This window comes from Pseudomonas japonica (genome assembly GCF_900188455.1).
In the GTDB taxonomy this organism is placed as follows: Bacteria; Pseudomonadota; Gammaproteobacteria; order Pseudomonadales; family Pseudomonadaceae; genus Aquipseudomonas; species Aquipseudomonas japonica.
On record NZ_FZOL01000033.1, the window covers coordinates 22,036 to 39,289 of the forward strand.

13 protein-coding genes are annotated in these 17,254 nt (G+C 66.5%); 9 read left to right on the forward strand and 4 right to left on the reverse strand.

Annotated elements, in window-relative coordinates; genetic code table 11:
• Complete coding sequence (locus tag CHB99_RS27255; RefSeq protein WP_042129536.1) at positions 1-894, forward strand: ABC transporter permease; 894 nt, start codon at positions 1-3, stop codon at positions 892-894.
• Positions 891-2,495: a dipeptide ABC transporter ATP-binding protein gene (locus CHB99_RS27260; RefSeq protein ID WP_042129538.1), complete on the forward strand. Its 1,605-nt coding sequence runs from the start codon at positions 891-893 to the stop codon at positions 2,493-2,495. Before CHB99_RS27255 ends, CHB99_RS27260 begins: the two co-directional genes overlap by 4 nt.
• A 575-nt stretch (positions 2,496-3,070) precedes the next feature.
• Here the strand turns inward: CHB99_RS27260 and sodC are convergent.
• Positions 3,071-3,598, reverse strand: a complete 528-nt coding sequence (gene sodC, locus CHB99_RS27265; protein WP_042129659.1) for a superoxide dismutase family protein — start codon at positions 3,596-3,598, stop codon at positions 3,071-3,073.
• Between the two features lie 145 nt (positions 3,599-3,743).
• On the reverse strand, positions 3,744-4,229 hold the full coding sequence (locus CHB99_RS27270) for an Lrp/AsnC family transcriptional regulator (RefSeq protein WP_042129661.1): 486 nt from the start codon (positions 4,227-4,229) through the stop codon (positions 3,744-3,746).
• A gap of 121 nt (positions 4,230-4,350) precedes the next feature.
• Between CHB99_RS27270 and CHB99_RS27275 the strand changes: the two genes are divergently transcribed.
• From CHB99_RS27275 to CHB99_RS27285, 3 genes are all read left to right on the forward strand, one after another.
• Positions 4,351-5,382 carry a histone deacetylase family protein gene (locus CHB99_RS27275; RefSeq protein WP_042129664.1) on the forward strand — a complete coding sequence of 344 codons (1,032 nt, stop codon included), beginning with the start codon at positions 4,351-4,353 and terminating at the stop codon, positions 5,380-5,382.
• Positions 5,383-5,448: 66 nt separating this feature from the next.
• Positions 5,449-6,852 (forward strand): amino acid permease, encoded by a 1,404-nt coding sequence (locus CHB99_RS27280; RefSeq protein ID WP_042129666.1) that lies wholly within the window; start codon positions 5,449-5,451, stop codon positions 6,850-6,852.
• Positions 6,853-6,977: 125 nt separating this feature from the next.
• Positions 6,978-8,192 (forward strand): DUF3422 domain-containing protein, encoded by a 1,215-nt coding sequence (locus tag CHB99_RS27285; RefSeq protein WP_042129667.1) that lies wholly within the window; start codon positions 6,978-6,980, stop codon positions 8,190-8,192.
• Between the two features lie 159 nt (positions 8,193-8,351).
• Here CHB99_RS27285 and CHB99_RS27290 read toward each other — a convergent pair whose 3' ends face one another.
• Positions 8,352-9,770, reverse strand: a complete 1,419-nt coding sequence (locus tag CHB99_RS27290; protein WP_042129669.1) for an amino acid permease — start codon at positions 9,768-9,770, stop codon at positions 8,352-8,354.
• Between the two features lie 456 nt (positions 9,771-10,226).
• On the opposite strand from CHB99_RS27290, the gene CHB99_RS27295 reads away from it, so the two are divergent.
• The 3 genes from CHB99_RS27295 to CHB99_RS27305 all read left to right on the forward strand — a co-directional run bounded on the left by CHB99_RS27295 (position 10,227) and on the right by CHB99_RS27305 (position 13,089).
• Complete coding sequence (locus CHB99_RS27295) at positions 10,227-11,654, forward strand: aminotransferase-like domain-containing protein (protein ID WP_042129671.1); 1,428 nt, start codon at positions 10,227-10,229, stop codon at positions 11,652-11,654.
• Between the two features lie 66 nt (positions 11,655-11,720).
• Positions 11,721-12,230: a FecR domain-containing protein gene (locus CHB99_RS27300; RefSeq protein WP_042129673.1), complete on the forward strand. Its 510-nt coding sequence runs from the start codon at positions 11,721-11,723 to the stop codon at positions 12,228-12,230.
• A gap of 100 nt (positions 12,231-12,330) precedes the next feature.
• Positions 12,331-13,089, forward strand: coding sequence for a class I SAM-dependent methyltransferase (locus tag CHB99_RS27305; protein WP_042129675.1), 759 nt, complete (start codon positions 12,331-12,333; stop codon positions 13,087-13,089).
• Positions 13,090-13,100: 11 nt separating this feature from the next.
• Here CHB99_RS27305 and CHB99_RS27310 read toward each other — a convergent pair whose 3' ends face one another.
• Positions 13,101-14,000: a LysR substrate-binding domain-containing protein gene (locus CHB99_RS27310; protein ID WP_042129677.1), complete on the reverse strand. Its 900-nt coding sequence runs from the start codon at positions 13,998-14,000 to the stop codon at positions 13,101-13,103.
• 153 nt (positions 14,001-14,153) lie between these two features.
• Between CHB99_RS27310 and ydiJ the strand changes: the two genes are divergently transcribed.
• The gene (ydiJ, locus tag CHB99_RS27315; protein ID WP_042129679.1) at positions 14,154-17,168 is read left to right on the forward strand and encodes a D-2-hydroxyglutarate dehydrogenase YdiJ; all 3,015 of its coding nucleotides are present in this window, start codon (positions 14,154-14,156) and stop codon (positions 17,166-17,168) included.
• Positions 17,169-17,254: the final 86 nt, after the last annotated feature.

Here is a 17,254-nt window from a genome sequence, read left to right on the forward strand (position 1 = left end):
ATGACCGTCCTGCACCGCCGTCTTGTCCGTGCCCTGCCCGTCAACGACGCCTGGCGTCCGCGGCGCCGCCTGCAACGCCTGCGGGACCAGGCCGGACCGCTGCTGCGCCGGCCCGGCTTCGTGCTGGCGCTGGTCCTGGTGCTGTTCACCCTGGTCGCCGCGCTGGCGCCCTGGCTGTTCACCCAGCTCGATCCCTACGCCACCCAGCCTTCGGCCAAACTGCTGCCGCCCAGCCTCGGCCACTGGTTCGGTACCGATGAACTGGGGCGCGATCTCTACACCCGGGTCCTCTACGGCGCGCGCCTGTCGGTGGAAGCGGCCCTGCTCGCGGTGGGCCTGGCCCTGGTCTGCGGCCTGGGCCTGGGCATCGTCTCGGGCTTCGTCGGTGGGCGCCTGGACGCGGTGATCATGCGCCTGGTCGATGTACTGCTGGCCCTGCCCGGGCTGCTGCTGGCCCTGGCCATCGTCACCGCCATCGGCTTCGGCACCCTTCCGGTGGCGATTGCCGTGGGCGTCGGGATCATCCCCGGCTTCGCCCGGACCACTCGCGCCGAGGTGCTGCGGATCAAGACCCTGCCCTATGTCGAGGCCGCGCGCCTGGGCGGGGCCAGCTGGGGGCGCACCTTGCTGCGCCATGTCCTGCCCAATGCCTGGGGGCCGGTGGCGGTGCTCGCCACCCTGGATATCGGCGCGGCGATCCTCGCCACCGCCGGCCTCAGCTTTCTCGGTTTCGGCGCCGCGCCGCCGGCGGCGGAATGGGGCACGCTGATCGCCAACGGCCGCCACTTCCTGATCACCGCGCCCTGGGTCTCGCTGCTGCCGGGACTGTTCCTGGTGCTGGTGGTGTTCAGCCTCAACCATATCGCTCGCACCTTCGAGGAAAACCAGCGATGAGCCGCCTGATCGATGTCGAGGACCTGAAGGTCAGCTACCGCAGCGCCGGGCGCGTCACCGAGGCGGTGCGCGGCGTCAGTTTCCACCTCGATCCGGGCGAGACCCTGGCCATTGTCGGCGAGTCCGGCTCGGGCAAGACCACGATCGCCAGTGCCCTGCTCGGCCTGCTGCCGGTGACCGCGCGCATCGACGGCGGGCGCCTGGCCGTGGCCGGGCAGGACATCAGCCATGCCAGCGAACGCAGCAAGCAGCGCCTGCGCGGACGGGTGGTCGGCCTGGTCCCGCAGGACCCGATGGTCAGCCTCAACCCGACCCTGAGCATCGGCAAGCAGATCGGCGAAAGCCTGATTCTGCGCCACGGCCGGCGCTATCCGGGGCTGGATGCCGATGTCCTGGAGCTGCTGCAGCAGGTCGGCATCGACAACCCGGCCCTGCGCGCCGCGCAGTATCCCCATGAGCTGTCCGGCGGCATGCGCCAGCGCGTGCTGATCGCCATCGCCCTGGCGGGCGAGCCGCAACTGATCATCGCCGACGAGCCCACCAGCGCCCTCGACGTGACGGTGCAGAAGCGCATCCTCGATCATCTGGAACAACTGGTGAAAGCCCGCGGCATCGCCCTGCTGATCATCACCCACGACCTTGGCGTGGCCGCCGACCGCGCCGACCGGGTGCTGGTGATGCGTCAGGGCGAGGTGGTGGAAAGCGGTGTAGCACGGGAGGTACTGTCGGCGCCCACGCATGCCTATACTCGCGACCTGCTGGCGGCCGCGCCGGCCTTTGGCGAGACCCCGCGGCCGTTACCCGTGGCGATCACCGGCAAGAAACCGCTGCTCAGCTTCCAGGGCGTCGGCAAGGCCTTCAGCCTGCCCCAGGGCCACAGTTTCCAGGCCTTGCAGGGCCTCAGCCTGGAGGTCTATCCGGGCCAGACCCTGGCCATCGTCGGCGAATCGGGTTCGGGCAAGAGCACCAGCCTGCGCATCGCCCTCGGCCTGGAACAGCCCAGCAGCGGGCAGGTGCGCTTCGCCGGGCAGGACATCGGCAAGCTGACCTGGAAGCAGTTCAGACCGCTGCGCCAGCGCATGCAACTGGTGCAGCAGAACCCGTTCGCCGCCCTCGATCCGCGTTTCAGCATCTACCAGAGCGTGGTCGAGCCGCTGGTGTCCTTCGGCCTGCTCAAGGGCCGCGAACTGGAACAGGCCGCGCGGCGCCTGATGGAGCAGGTGCAGTTGCCGGCGAGTTACCTGGATCGGCTGCCGCGTGAGCTGTCCGGCGGGCAGCGCCAGCGCGTGGCGATCGCCCGGGCCCTGGCCTTGCAGCCGGACCTGTTGCTGCTGGACGAGCCGGTGTCGGCGCTGGATGTGTCGGTGCAGGCGCAGATTCTCGATCTGCTGCGGGAATTGCAGGCGGAGCTGGGGGTGGCCTATGTGCTGGTGTCCCACGACCTGGCGGTGGTGGCCAGCCTGGCGCACCAGGTGGTGGTGCTGAAGCAGGGGCAGGTGGTGGAACAGGGGGAGGCGCGGCAGGTGCTGGAGCAACCGCGGGAGGCGTATACCCGGGAATTGCTGGAGGCGGTGCCGGGGAGGCGGCTGGCAGTGGCTTGAATTACTGCTGTGCCTGCCTCAAGCCTTGCAGCGCCCTCCAGATCGAGCGCCGCCCGCGCGGCGCATCGCTGTGCATGACGATGCTCTTCTAGCGTCCTTGAGATCGAGCGCCGTCCACACGGCGCTTCGCGAGCAAGCTCGCTCCCACAGTTTGTTGCAACGCGCCATGGCCTGTGGGATTTGAGTTGTCAGCCCTTGGTGCTTGGCGATTTATTGCGGGGAGTCTCTTGGGCCCGACTTGATATCGCGTCGTGCAAACAAGGCGGTCAATGGCGGTCTATCAGACATAGGTTCGTTGCAACAAACTGTGGGAGCGAGCTTGCTCGCGAAGCGCCGTGCGGACGGCGCTCGATCTTGAGGGCGCTGGAAGAGTGTCGCCATGCACTGCGATGCGCCGCGCGGGCGGCGCTCGATCTTCAGAGCGCTGCAAGACTCAAGACAGGCACCTGGCGGCCTTGATGCGGCCCCCCGACAAGCCTTCGAAGATGTGTAGATACCCATGCAGCGATGAGGCCAGAATGATCGAAACAAAAATCCCGGCCAGATGACCGGGATTTTTCATGTTCAAGCCGGACTTACTTGATCACCCCACAGGCAAACCGCGCCGCCCCGCCACCCAGCGGTGCCGGGTGATCGGAATGGTTGTCGCCACCGGCATGGATCATCAGCGCATGGCCCTTGAGGTCATCCAGCTTCTTGATCTTCGGCGCCAGCAGCGGCTGCGCGGCCTTGCCGTCGGCGGTGACGATCAGCGCCGGCAGGTCGCCCATGTGACCGCCGTCATCCCACGGGAAGCTGTGCTTGCCGGTGTTCTTCGGATCCCAGTGCCCGCCGGCACCACCCGCCGGTACCGGCTTGCCATCGACCTCGGTCGGCGCGCAGCTCGGATTGGCGTGCACATGAAAACCGTGCACGCCCGCGGCCACGCCGCTCAGCTCGGGGGTGAACACCGCGCCATAGGGGCTCTCGGTGATGGTGACGAAGCCGACACTCTTGCCCTCGCCCTGGGCGGTGGCTTCCTTGAGTTCGACCTTGAGCGAGTCCGCTGCCTGCACGGCGGCGCTGGCACACAGGGCAACGGACAGGGCAATCCACTTTTTCATGAGGTACGTTCCTTATATCGCGGGAAATCGGCTGTAGAGCTTAGACAAAACCCGGACCGGCTTCGAATGAAAATCAGTCTCGGCAACATCAGGCAACAGCTCTGCCACCAAGGTTCCCACAACGTCCGTGTGAAGCCTGAAGTCTTTACTGCGGCACCGGCAACCGGGTCACGGCCTTCAACTCACGCAACGCCAGGCTCGACTGGATCGAGACGATCCCCGGCTGGCGCCGCAGCACCTCCTCGACGAAACGTCCGTAACTCTCCAGGTCGGTCGCCACCACCGTGAGCATGTAGTCCGCCTCCCCCGTCACCTTGTGGCAGGTCAGCACCTGCGGCAGGCCAAGCACGGCCCGCTCGAACTCGTCCGGGGCATTGTCCGAAACCTTGCCGAAGCGCACCTGGGCGAAAGCCAGCACGTCGTAGCCCAGTTTGCGTCGGTCCAGATTGGCCTGGTAATCGCGGATGATGCCCAGTTCCTCCAGGCGCTTGCGCCGCCGCCAGCACGGTGTCACCGACATCGAAAGGCGCTCGCCCAGGGCCGCGCTGGACAACGTCCCATCGTCCTGCAGCAGCCCCAGCAAGGTACGGTCGACACCGTCCAGCGAATCGAAAGCACGGTCTTTGCTCATATACCAAACCCACGAAAATGATTTTGCTCACTTAACCGGATTGAACGGCAATAAAGCAAAACAATTTCCACCTTGCAGCGCGAAAATCGTCCTCACAACAACACCACGAGAGGACACCCGTGTGCTGACCGTTTTCAGTTCCAGCCACCGCCTGCACCATGGTTCAGAGCTCAAGGACGGCGCCCTGACGCCGTCGTTCGAAAAACCGCAACGGGCCGAGACGGTCCTGGCCCGGGTCCGCGCCAGCGGCCTCGGCGAGGTCATCGCCGAACAGCGCCATGACCGCGCCTGCTATGTCGCCGCGCACAGCGAGCGCTACGTGAGCTTCCTGGAGAACGCCTGGAGCGAGTGGGCCGCCACCGGCAAATCGCATGACGCCCTGCCCCTGGTCTGGCCCGTGCGCGACCTGGCCAGCGCACCGGAGCCGGGCTTCATCGACGGCAAGCTGGGCTTCTACGCCATGGACGCCGGTTCGCCGATCACCGCCGGTACCTGGGAAGCGGTGCGCGCCAGCGCCGATGTGGCCCTGACCGGCATGGACCAGGTCATCGCCGGCGCCCCCGGTGCGTTCGCCCTGTGCCGGCCACCGGGACACCATGCCGCCCGCGAATACATGGGCGGCTACTGCTACCTGAACAACGCCGCCATCGCCGCCGAACGCTGCCTGGCCCAGGGAGCGAAACGGGTGGCGATCCTCGATGTGGATTTCCACCACGGCAACGGCACGCAGAACATCTTCTACGACCGCCCGGACGTGTTCTTCGCCTCGATCCACGGCGATCCGCGGGTGTCCTACCCGTATTTCTCCGGCTATGCCGAGGAAACCGGCCGCGGCGCCGGAGAAGGTTGCAACGCCAACTACCCGCTGCCCCGCGGCACGACATGGAGCCACTACCAGCAGGCCCTGGACCACGCCCTGCAGCGCATCGTCGCCTGGCGCCCGGAGTTCCTGGTCATCTCCCTGGGCGTCGACACCTTCGAACACGACCCCATCAGCCACTTCCTGCTCACCAGCGAAAACTTCCTGCGCCTGGGCCAATGCATCGCCAGCAGCGGACTGCCGACCCTGTTCGTCATGGAAGGCGGCTACATGGTCGATGAGATCGGCATCAACGCGGTGAACGTCCTGCAAGGCTTCGAAGCCAGCGCCTGACGCACACCCGCCCCGCCACCCGAGCGGGGCACCGCGACCCACTACAACAACAAAAGAGGTTCGAGCATGCCTACGTCTCCCGCGCATCCACCGGCCGAGGGCCACCTGCAACGCACGCTGGAAAACCGCCATATCCAACTGATCGCCATCGGCGGGGCGATCGGCACCGGGCTGTTCATGGGCTCGGGCAAGATCATCGCCCTGGCCGGCACCTCGATCATCCTGGTCTACGCCATCATCGGTTTCTTCCTGTTCTTCGTCATGCGCGCCATGGGCGAGCTGTTGCTGTCCGACCTGCGCTTCAAGTCGTTCGCCGATATCGTCGCCGCCTACCTCGGGCCGCGCGCCGGCTTCGTGCTCAGCTGGTCGTACTGGTTGAGCTGGAGTGTCGCGGTGGTCGGTGACGTGGTGGTGGTCGCCGGGTTCTTCCAGTACTGGTACCCGGATGTGCCGGCGTGGATGCCGGCGTTCTTCACCCTGTTCCTGCTGCTCGGCCTGAACCTGCTGGCGGTGCGGATCTTCGGCGAGGTGGAGTTCTGGTTCGCGATCGTCAAGATCATCGCCATCGTCGCGCTGATCCTCACCGCGCTGGTGATGATCGCCACGTCGTTCACCTCGGCCAACGGCGTGCAGGCTTCGCTGGGGCACATGGTCGCGCCGGGCACGATGTTCCCCCATGGCCTCAGCGGTTTCTTCGCCGGTTTCCAGATCGCCGTGTTCTCCTTCGCCGGCACCGAACTGATCGGCACCACCGCCGCCGAGGCGAAGAACCCGGAACGCACCCTGCCCAAGGCGATCAACACCATTCCGGCGCGGATCCTGCTGTTCTACATCCTCGCCCTGGTGTGCATCATCAGCGTGGTGTCCTGGGCCGAAGTCCCGGCCAACCGCAGTCCCTTCGTCGAACTGTTCCTGCTCGCCGGCTTCCCCGCCGCGGCCGGGATGATCAACTTCGTGGTGCTGACCTCGGCCGCCTCCTCGGCCAACAGCGGCGTGTACTCCGGCTGCCGCATGCTCTTCGGCCTGGCCGAGCGGCGCAACGCTCCGGCGATCTTCGGTCGCCTGTCGCGCCTCAGCGTGCCGGCGTACAGCCTGCTGTTCTCGGGAGCCTGCATGTTCGTCGGGCTGACCCTGCTGTTCGTGATTCCCGAGGTGATGACGGTGTTCACCCTGATCTCCACGGTATCGGCGGTGCTGGTGATCTTCACCTGGTCGATGATCCTCGCCGCGTACATCGCCTACCGCCGGGCCAACCCGGCGGCGCACCAGCGCTCCGCTTTCAGGATGCCCGGCGGCGTGCCGATGGCCGTGCTGACCCTGGGCTTCCTGCTCTTCGTCCTGTCGCTGCTGGCCCTGGAAGCCGACACCCGCGCGGCACTGTGCGCCATGCCGTTGTGGTTCGTGTTCCTGTTGCTGATGTACCGACGTCGAGGCACCAGAGCAGTCGCCAGCGCCCCGAACAACGCCTGAGCCCCTGCGACATTTCGTCCGTCCCCCGTGACGTGACTCACTGGTCACCCGCCGTTGTCTCCCTGATACGCGCCCCTCGCCGGGCGCGCACTCCGGAACAATCACAACAATACGGCTGACCCTACATGCACGCCCAACGCACCGCCCTGCACAACGAGCTGCACGCCCGCCCGTCGCTGTATTTCGACGCGCCGGCGCATGTCTTTCATCTCGCCTTCATCGGCGGCCAGGGCGAGTGCGACGCCCTGCTCCGGCGCTGCTGCCCGGATGCCGACACCGACGCGGTGCAGGGCATCACCCGCTTCGACGGCTGCCCGTTCAAGTGGGAACGCCACTCCGAATTCTTCACCCTGACCCTGGTGCGGCCCTCCCCCCATGCCGCACCGGACTGGAGCGAGCTGCCCGCCGCCCTGGCCGAAGCCATCGCGCCCTACCGCGAGCAGCTCATCAACGCGATGCAGGTGCTGGTGCGCGAGGAAGCCGGCCTGCAACTGGCGCGCTACGGCTTCAAGGATCCCAGCGGGTCCAGTGTCGGTGGCGGCAGCGCCGTGGTGTGGAGCGATTTTCGCCTCGACGGGCAGGGCAACAACCGCCTGCTGTTCGTCAATCGCGGGCTCAACGCCTATCGCCTCGGGCGAATGATCCGTCGGCTGCTGGAGATCGAGACCTACCGCATGATGGCCTCCCTGGCACTGAGCACGGCCAAGGCCCTGAGCCCGCAGCTGGATGGTTTCGACCGCAGCCTGGTCAACCTCTCCGAGCGCAATGCCGGGGCCAGCGGCGTGCAGGCCAAGGTGCTGCTGGAGGACATCGCCGAGCTGTCGCGCCAGGTGGTGGCCAGCACGGTGAAGAGCCGGCACCGCTTCAGCGCGACCCAGGCCTATGCGCAACTGGTGTTCGAGCGCCTGGCGGAACTACGCGAAGGACATGTGGACGATTGCCAGCGCCTGGGGATGTTCATCGAACGGCGCTTCAAGCCCACCGTGCGCTACTGCGCGGCGACCGAACAGCGCCTGGAGCACCTGGCCAAGGGCGTGGCCAACCTCGGCGACCTGTTGCAGGCACGGGTGCAGGTGGAGATGGAGGAGCAGAACGCGGAGATCCTGCGCAGCCTGAATGCCCGGGCGGAATCGCAGATCAAGATCCAGCGGGCGGTGGAAGGCCTGTCGATCATCGCGATCACCTACTACCTGCTGAGTCTGTTCAAGTTGCTGTACGCGGGGCTGGATACCCTGGGGGCGCATATCGCGCCGAGGGATGCCCTGCTGGGGCTGGCGCCGGTGGTGGGATTGATACTGGGGGTGATCCTGTTGCGGATCAGGAAGGCCAAGCAGCACTGAAAATGCCACGCCCCCCCGTAGGAGCTGGCTTGCCTGCGAAAGGACCGCGCAGCGGTCCCCGACCTCACTGTTATCTGGGACCGCTGCGCGGTCCTTCGCGGGCAAGCCACGCTCCTACGGGGTCGTTCGCGGCGCAAAGCGCCCCGAAGGAGTGCGCCGTCAGGCGGCCTGTTTAAGAGCCCGCTGGTGCACGATCACACCGATCAACGCCACGACGATCGCCGCGATACCCGTGGAAACCACCAGCACCTGGTACTCCTCGACGAACGCCATGGTCACCAGGCAGCCGACGATGAACACGATGCTCAGGTAGGTCAGCCACGGGAACAGCCACATCTTCAGGCGGATCTGCTTGCCTTCGGCTTCCAGCTTGCGGCGCATCTTCAGTTGCGAGCAGGCGATCACCAGGTACACCAGCATGGCGATCATGCCGGTGGTGTTCATCAGGGTATCCAGCACGTCCTTCGGACGCAGGGCCTCGCTGAAGTTGATCAGCGCACAGAAGATCGCGATCGAGCACGAACCGATGATGGCGAACACCGGTACGCCGGTGCCGGCACGGGTCATCTTGAAGATCGCCGGGGCATCGCCACGTTGAGCCAGGGAGAACAGCATGCGCGAAGCGGTGTAGTGCGCCGAGATCAGGCAGCTGCTGACCGAGGTCAGGACGACGAAGTTCATCACGAATTCGGCGCCCGGAATGCCCAGCAGTTCCAGGGTGCGACGGTACGAGCCGTAGCCGGAAGTGCCCATCAGCGGGTCGTTCCACGGCACCAGGCAGACGATCAGGAAGATCGAGCCGATGTAGAACAGGCAGACGCGCCACACCACGGAGTTGGTCGCCTTGACGATCTGCCCGGCCGGGTCCTTGGACTCGGACGCGGCGATGGTGACGATTTCCGCGCCGAGGAAGGCGAACATCGCGCCGAGCATGGCCACCACCACCGACTCGATGCCGTTGGGCATGAAGCCGCCGTGGGCGGTCAGGTTGGCCATGCCGCTGACTTCACCGGTCGGCCACAGGTTCATCACCGCGGCGGTGCACACCACCAGGAAGCAGACGATCGCCACCACCTTGATCAGGGCGAACCAGAACTCGAACTCGCCGTAGTGCTTGACGTTGAAGAAGTTCACGCAGATCAGCGCCAGGGTCGCCATCAGCACGAATTCGTTGATGCTCACCGAAGGGAACCAGCCGTGCAGGATCTTGCCGGCGACATACGCCTCCCAGGCCATCAGGATCACCCAGTAGCCCCAGTACAGCCAGCCGATGGTGAAACCGGCCCAGCGCCCGATGGCGCGCTCGGCGTAGGTGGAGAAGGAGCCGGTGTCCGGCGAGGAGGTCGCCATTTCGCCGAGCATGCGCATGACCAGCACCACCAGGATGCCACCGGCCAGGTAGGCCAGTACCGCGGCCGGGCCGGCGCTGTGGATCACGCTGCCGGAACCGACGAACAGTGCGCCGCCGATCACCCCGGCGATCGACATCATGGTCAGGTGGCGTGATTTGAGCGAAGCCGCCAGCTTGCTCTCGTGCTCCGACTTCGTTGCCGAAGTCGATGTGGATGTTGCGTCCATCAGTGGTCTACCCCGTGTTCTTTTTATCCAAGGAAACTCGACAGGGGCGCGACATGGCGTCGCGCCCCCTGTTGCATCAGCTGCTCTGATTCGACGTGCGCAACGCTGCCCGAGCCGACGAACGGCCAAGTGCTGGGCAACTGGTATGTCGCGCTCAGGCTCGTCCGCTAAGCCTGAAAGGTACTGCGAGGACACCGTGGACAACGCTTGCCGGCGTCGCCCTCGGCGGGTGGGACGCGAGGGCTGAGCCTCGCATCGGCAATTCGTGGTTCGACGAGCGGTTGTTCATGAAGCTTCACGGCATTGATCTAGCGGTAACTGATACCTAATGTAAAAATGTCCGGCCTCAAGAGCCATGCACAGTGCGCACTGATTGTCACTGCACTGTACAGGTGGCCAATGCAATACAGCGCAGGCGCGGCCGGCGTCCTGCTCACCCCAAGGCACTGCTTTCCCATGTTCGAACTACGCCCCGACGCCTCGCCCCCGCTGGTGAACCAGATCATCAACGGGCTGCGCGACGCGATCGAGAACCAGACCCTCAAGCCCGGCGCCAAGGTCCCGTCGATCCGCGCGTTCGCGGCGAAATACTCGGTGAGCACCTTCACCGTGGTCGAGGCCTATGACCGCCTGGTGGCCCAGGGGCTGCTGGTCAGCCGCGGCACCGCCGGGTTCTTCGTCAACCGCGCCGCCAGCGATCTGCTCGACGCCCAGGCCAGCGAGCCGGACGCGGCCAAGCCGGCGTTCAACTCCGAGTGGTACCTGCAGCAGATCTTCGAAAGCCGGCAACTGGCGTTCAAGCCCGGTTGCGGCTGGCTGCCCAACGACTGGATGTTCGAGGACGGCCTGCGCCGCGGCCTGCGCCAGGTGGCCAGCAGCGTCCTCGAACTGAGCGGCTACGGCGACCCCATGGGCCTGGCCGAACTGCGCACCCTGACCGCGCAGAACCTGCAGCAGGACCTGCGCATCGTCGTGCCGCCGAACCAGTTGATGCTCACCCACGGCGCCAGCCAGGCCCTCGACCTGGCGGTGCGCACCCTGGTGCGCCCGGGGGACGTGGTGCTGGTGGACGATCCCGGCTACCCCAACCTGATGAGCATCCTGCGCTTCCAGGGCGCGACCCTGATCGGCGTGCCACGCACGCCCAACGGCTACGACCTGGACCACCTCGAACGCCTGCTCGCCGAGCACCGTCCGACGGTGTTCTTCACCCAGCCGCACCTGCACAGCCCGACCTGCTCGCGGACCCCGCTGGTGCAACTGCACCGCCTGCTGCAACTGGCCAGCCAGCACGGTTTCCGCCTGGTGGAGAACAACCTCTACGCCGACATGATCGAGGAGCCGCTGCCCTGCCTGACCAGCCTCGACCATCTGCAACAGGTGGTCTATGTCGGCAGCTATTCGAAAAGCATCTCGCCCAACGTGCGGGTCGGCTACATGCTGGCCAACCCGGAGCTGATGCAGCAGTTGCTGCAGTTGAAGATGCGCTCGGGCCTGACCACATCGCAGGTGATGGAACGGGTGGTCTACGCCGCGATCACCGACGGCCGCTGGCGCAAGCACCTCAAGCGCCTGCGCCAGCGCCTCGCCGAAGCGCACCAGGAGGTCGGCCGGCAACTGGCGCGGCTGGGCTTCGAGCGCTTCATCGACAGCGACGAAGGCATGTACATCTGGACCCGCCACCCGGCCATCGCCGACAGCGCCGCGCTGGTCGACGATGCATTGGACCAGGGCATCATGCTCGGCCCCGGACAGTTGTTCCTGGTGGACTCCCAGGCTACCGGCTGGATGCGCTTCAATGTCGCGTTCAGTACCGATCCGGCGTTGTGGGAGCAGTTGGAGAAGCTGCTGGTCAAGCATGTGCGGGCGGGCAAGGAGCGCTAGCTGTCGGCGAGCCGGCCAGTGATTCATGGTCTACCGTTGCCCAAACCCCTTGCACAACGGCCGCCCATGTCCCGCTACAACCGCACCACCACCGCCATCGGCATGGCCGCCCTGATCGCTGCCTCGGCCCTGCTCGGCCTGCCCTACTGGCGCGAGGACTTCGCCCTCGCCGACCTCAGCACCGGCAGCGGCCAGTGGCACAGCGAGCGCCTCGCGGACGGCAGCCAGCTGACCCTCGACGCGAGCTCCTCGGTTGCCCTGCAGTTCGGCGACGATCAGCACCTGATCCGCCTGCTCTCCGGCCAGATCCTCCTCGAAGCCGGCGCCAGACCGCTGCGGGTAACCACCCCGCAAGCCCTGGTCGAAACCCATGACGCCCGCGTCGTCATCGCCCGTTCGCAAGGCACCACCTGGGTCAGCCAGCTCGCCGGCAGCAGCCGGATCGCCGACCGGTTGACCCTGAACGCCGGCCAGCGGGTGCGGGTGACCGACAGCGGTATCGACCCGGCGCATCCGCTGGATGCCGGCGCCCTGGAGCAGGCCTGGCGCGAGCGCCGCCCGACGCCGTCGCCATAACGGCGTTTCCTGTCGCACAGGGCAGAAAAAGGTCGAATGTCCACCTCCGGCGCAACGCGCTAGGATCGAACGACCAAAAAGAAAGACAGAGGCCGGTTTCATGACAAGCTCGACATTCAAGGATCATTTCTCCAGTGGCTCCGCCGGCTATGCGGCCTACCGACCGAGCTACCCCCTGGAACTGATCGACGAGCTCACCAGCATCAGCCCCGGCACCGGCCGGGTCCTGGATTGCGGCTGCGGCACCGGGCAACTGTCGGTGCTCCTGGCCGAGCGTTTCGACGAGGTGATCGCCACCGACGCCAGCGCCGCGCAGATCGCCGCCGCCGAACCGCGCGAGGGCGTGGTCTACCGCACCGCCCTGGCCGAGGACAGCGGCCTGAGCGCCGACAGCGTCGACCTCATCACCGTGGCCCAGGCCGCCCACTGGCTGGACCTGGAGGCGTTCTACGACGAAGCCCGGCGCATCGCCCGGCCGCAGGCGGCGATCGCCCTGATCACCTACGGCGTGCTGCACCTGGAAGGCGAGCTGGATCGCCCTCTGCAGCAGTTCTACTACCAGACCATCGCCCCCTACTGGCCGCCGGAGCGTCGCCATGTCGAGACCGGCTATCGCGACCTGCCCTTCCCCTTCACGGAGATCGAGGTACCGCCACAGGTCATCGAGATGCGCTGGACCCTGGCGCAACTGATCGGCTACCTGAACACCTGGTCGGCGGTGAAGGCCGCGGAAAAGGCCCTCGGCCACAGTCCGCTGGACAGCCTGGCGCAACAGCTCGCCGAGGCGTGGGGCGATCCGGCGACCCGGCGCCTGGTCACCTGGCCGCTGACCCTGCGCGCGGGGCGTATTCGCGGCTGACACCGCGGCGCTCACTCCTCGCGCAGATCCGGCGCGTCGAGCAACCACCCGCGAAACGCCTCCAGGGCCGGCAATGCCTGGTTTCTCGGCGGGTACACCAGGTAGTAGCCACGGGCACTGGCATACGGCGCCAGCGGGCTGACCAGCGTGCCCTCGGCCAGTTCGTCGGCGATGAGAATCCGCGGTACCAGCCCTATGCCGATATCCGCGCGCACCGCCTGGATCAGATGCGAGGTCAGCTCGAAACTCGGCCCCAGGCGCATCGACTGGTGCGTCAGGCCATGGTGGGAAAACCAGTCGCCCCAGGCGTTGGCGTTGTTGGTCACGCTGAGCAGCGTCTGCCGGGCGATGTCCCGCGGTGTCCACGACGGACGCGAAGCGGCCAGCGCCGGCGAGAGGATCACCAGCAATTCCTCGGCATGCAGCCGATGGCAGATCAGCCCCGGCTGCTCGCCCGTGGCGACGACGATGGCGGCATCGATGCCGCTGGTGGCGAAATCCACCGGCTCGATCCGCGAGTTGATATGCACCAGCACCTCGGGATGGCGCCGATAGAACTCATGCAGGCGCGGCAGCAGCCATTTCGAACCGAAGGTCGGCAAGGTCGCCAGGCGCAGGCTGCCGCCACCAGCATGGTGGGCGATGGCATGCAGGGTGGCGCTGCGGATACGCCCGAGGGCCTCGCTGATCTCGCGCTGATACAGGCGCCCGACCTCGGTGAGCTTGACCGTGCGCCCCTCGCGGCGGAACAGGATCACCCCCAACTGCTGCTCCAGGGTCTGCACCTGGCGACTCACCGCGCTCTGGGTCAGGGCCAGTTCCTCCGCCGCGCGGGTGTAGCTTTCATGCCGGGCAGCGGCCTCGAAGGCCAGGAGCAGCGACATGGACGGGGTCAGGTTGCGGTAATTCATTCATAAAACTCATCAAAGGCTGCGCCATTATCCGTTTGTGTCCGTGGCGACACTACGGAATCATTGGCATCATCCACCATCTGGCCGAAGGATGACCATACATCCAGGTCAAGTATTCATGATTAGCCGCCATTAAAAAGAGGCCATCCACCGATGATCGCCCAGCTCCCCGTCAGCGCCCCCGCCGCCGACTACCGTGTCTTCCTCGATGCCCTGCGCGCCGCCGGTTTCCGTGGCCAGTTCAGCGCCGACTACGGCACCCGCACCGTGCTTGCCACCGACAACTCCATCTACCAGCGCCTGCCCCAGGCCGCGGTGTTCCCGCTGGACGCCGACGACGTGGCGAAAGTCGCCACGCTGATGGCCGAGCCGCGCTTCCGCCAGATCAAGCTGACCCCGCGCGGCGGCGGCACCGGGACCAACGGCCAGTCGCTGACCGACGGCATCGTCGTCGACCTGTCGCGACACATGAACCAGATCCTCGAGATCAACGTCGAAGAGCGCTGGGTACGGGTCCAGGCCGGGGTGGTCAAGGACCAGCTCAACGCCGCGCTTAAGCCTCACGGGCTGTTCTTCGCCCCCGAGCTGTCCACCTCCAACCGCGCCACCGTCGGCGGCATGATCAACACCGACGCCAGCGGCCAGGGCAGTTGCACCTACGGCAAGACCCGCGACCACGTGCTGGAACTGCACAGCGTGCTGCTCGGCGGCGAGCGCCTGCACAGCCTGCCGGTGGACGACGCCACCCTGGCTGCCGCCTGCGCCCTGCCCGGCCGTGTCGGCGCGGTCTATCGCATGGCCCGGGAGATCCAGGAAACCCAGGGCGAGCTGATCGAAAGCACCTTCCCCAAGCTCAACCGCTGCCTGACCGGCTACGACCTCGCGCACCTGCGCGACGACGCCGGCCGCTTCAACCTCAACAGCGTGCTGTGCGGCGCCGAGGGTTCACTGGGCTATGTGGTGGAAGCCAAGCTCAACGTCCTGCCGATCCCGAAATACGCGGTGCTGGTCAACGTCCGCTACAGCAGCTTCATGGACGCCCTGCGCGACGCCAATGCGCTGATGGCGCACAAGCCGCTGTCGATCGAAACGGTGGACTCGCGGGTGCTGATGCTGGCGATGCAGGACATCGTCTGGCACAGCGTCGCCGAATACTTCCCGGCCGATCCCGGCAAGCCGACCCTGGGCATCAACCTGGTGGAGTTCTGCGGCGATGAGCCGGACGAGGTCAACGCCCGGGTCGCGGCCTTCATCCAGCACCTGCAGGGCGACCAGAGCGTCGAGCGCCTTGGTCATACCCTGGCCGAAGGCGCGGCGGCGGTGACCCGGGTCTACACCATGCGCAAGCGCTCGGTGGGCCTGCTCGGCAACGTCGAGGGCGAAGTGCGCCCGCAGCCGTTCGTCGAAGACACCGCGGTACCGCCGGAGCGACTGGCCGACTACATCGCCGAATTCCGCGCCCTGCTCGACGGCTACGGCCTGACCTACGGCATGTTCGGCCATGTCGACGCCGGCGTGCTGCATGTACGCCCGGCCCTGGACATGAAGGACCCGGCCCAGGCCGCGCTGGTCAAACCGATCTCCGACGCCGTCGCCGCCCTCACCCTGCGCTACGGTGGCCTGCTCTGGGGCGAGCACGGCAAGGGCCTGCGCTCGGAATACGTGCCGGAATACTTCGGTGCCCTGTACCCGGCGCTGCAACGCCTGAAAGGCGCGTTCGACCCACACAACCAGCTCAACCCGGGCAAGATCTGCACCCCGCCGGACAGCGCCGAGGGCCTGATCAAGGTCAACGAAGCGCCACTGCGTGGCGAGCACGACCGGCAGATCGACGAGCGCGTGTGGCAGAGCTTCGCCAGCGCGGTGCACTGCAACGGCAACGGTGCCTGCTACAACTACGACCCCGACGACGCCATGTGCCCGTCGTGGAAAGCCACGCGCCAGCGCCAGCATTCGCCCAAGGGCCGCGCCTCGCTGATCCGCGAATGGCTGCGTCTGCAAGGGGCGGCGAACGTCGACGTGCTCAAGACCAACGGCACCTCATGGCTCAAGGGCCTGCCGCAGCGCCTGCGCAACGTGCGCGCGCAGCAGCGGGGCCAGGCCGATTTCTCCCATGAGGTCTACGACGCCATGGCCGGTTGCCTGGCCTGCAAGTCCTGCGCGGGGCAGTGCCCGATCAAGGTCAACGTGCCGGACTTCCGCTCGCGCTTCCTCGAGCTGTACCACAACCGCTACCAGCGGCCGCTGCGCGACTACCTGATCGGCTCGCTGGAATTCACCATTCCGTACCTGGCCTACGCGCCGGGGCTGTACAACGCGGTGATGGGTTCGAAATTCGTCGGCGGCCTGCTGGCCGAGCGCATCGGCATGGTCGACAGCCCGCTGATCAGCCGTTTCAACTTCCAGGCCACGCTCAAGCGTTGCGGCGTGCGCGCGGCCAGCGTGCCGGCGCTGCGCGAGCTGACCCCGGCGCAGCGCGAGCGCAGCATCGTGCTGGTCCAGGATGCCTTCACCCGCTACTTCGAAACGCCGTTGCTGGCGTCGTTCATCGACCTGGCCCATCGCCTCGGGCACAAGGTATTCCTCGCCCCGTACAGCGCCAACGGCAAGCCGCTGCACGTACAGGGCTTCCTCGGCGCGTTCGCCAGGGCGGCGATCCGCAACGGCACGCAGCTCAAGGCCCTGGCCGACTGCGGCGTGCCGCTGGTGGGACTGGATCCGGCGATGACCCTGGTGTACCGCCAGGAGTACCAGAAGGTGCCGGGCCTGGAAGGCTCGCCGAAAGTGCTGCTGCCGCAGGAATGGTTGATGGACGTGCTGCCGGAGCAGAGCGGCGGCAAGACCGCCAGCTTCCGCCTGCTGGCGCACTGCACCGAGAAGACCAACGTGCCGGCCAGTACGAAGCAGTGGGAACAGGTGTTCTCGCGCCTGGGGCTGAAACTGGCGACCGAGGCCACGGGGTGCTGCGGCATGTCCGGTACCTACGGGCACGAGGCGCGCAATCAGGAGACCTCGAAAGTGATCTTCGAACAGTCCTGGGCCGGCAAGCTGGACAAGGACGGCGAACCGCTGGCGACCGGGTATTCGTGCCGCAGCCAGGTCAAGCGCATGGCGGACCGCAAGTTGCGCCATCCGTTGGAGGTGGTGTTGCAGTATGTGATTGGGTGAAGGTTGCAGGGGCCGTGATCGGCCCCTTTTTCTTCAGCAACAACGATGAAGTGCCCTGCCCCCACCCGCCAGCGTCTGTCACTCTC

Coding starts and splice junctions, on each gene's coding strand:
- CHB99_RS27255 (WP_042129536.1), top strand. CDS start 1: ATGACCGTCCTGCACCGCCGTCTTGTCCGTGCCCTGCCCGTCAACGAC.
- CHB99_RS27280 (WP_042129666.1), top strand. CDS start 5,449: ATGCCTACGTCTCCCGCGCATCCACCGGCCGAGGGCCACCTGCAACGC.
- CHB99_RS27295 (WP_042129671.1), top strand. CDS start 10,227: ATGTTCGAACTACGCCCCGACGCCTCGCCCCCGCTGGTGAACCAGATC.
- sodC (WP_042129659.1), bottom strand. CDS start 3,598: ATGAAAAAGTGGATTGCCCTGTCCGTTGCCCTGTGTGCCAGCGCCGCC.
- CHB99_RS27290 (WP_042129669.1), bottom strand. CDS start 9,770: ATGGACGCAACATCCACATCGACTTCGGCAACGAAGTCGGAGCACGAG.
- CHB99_RS27285 (WP_042129667.1), top strand. CDS start 6,978: ATGCACGCCCAACGCACCGCCCTGCACAACGAGCTGCACGCCCGCCCG.
- CHB99_RS27305 (WP_042129675.1), top strand. CDS start 12,331: ATGACAAGCTCGACATTCAAGGATCATTTCTCCAGTGGCTCCGCCGGC.
- CHB99_RS27270 (WP_042129661.1), bottom strand. CDS start 4,229: ATGAGCAAAGACCGTGCTTTCGATTCGCTGGACGGTGTCGACCGTACC.
- CHB99_RS27310 (WP_042129677.1), bottom strand. CDS start 14,000: ATGAATTACCGCAACCTGACCCCGTCCATGTCGCTGCTCCTGGCCTTC.
- CHB99_RS27260 (WP_042129538.1), top strand. CDS start 891: ATGAGCCGCCTGATCGATGTCGAGGACCTGAAGGTCAGCTACCGCAGC.
- ydiJ (WP_042129679.1), top strand. CDS start 14,154: ATGATCGCCCAGCTCCCCGTCAGCGCCCCCGCCGCCGACTACCGTGTC.
- CHB99_RS27300 (WP_042129673.1), top strand. CDS start 11,721: ATGTCCCGCTACAACCGCACCACCACCGCCATCGGCATGGCCGCCCTG.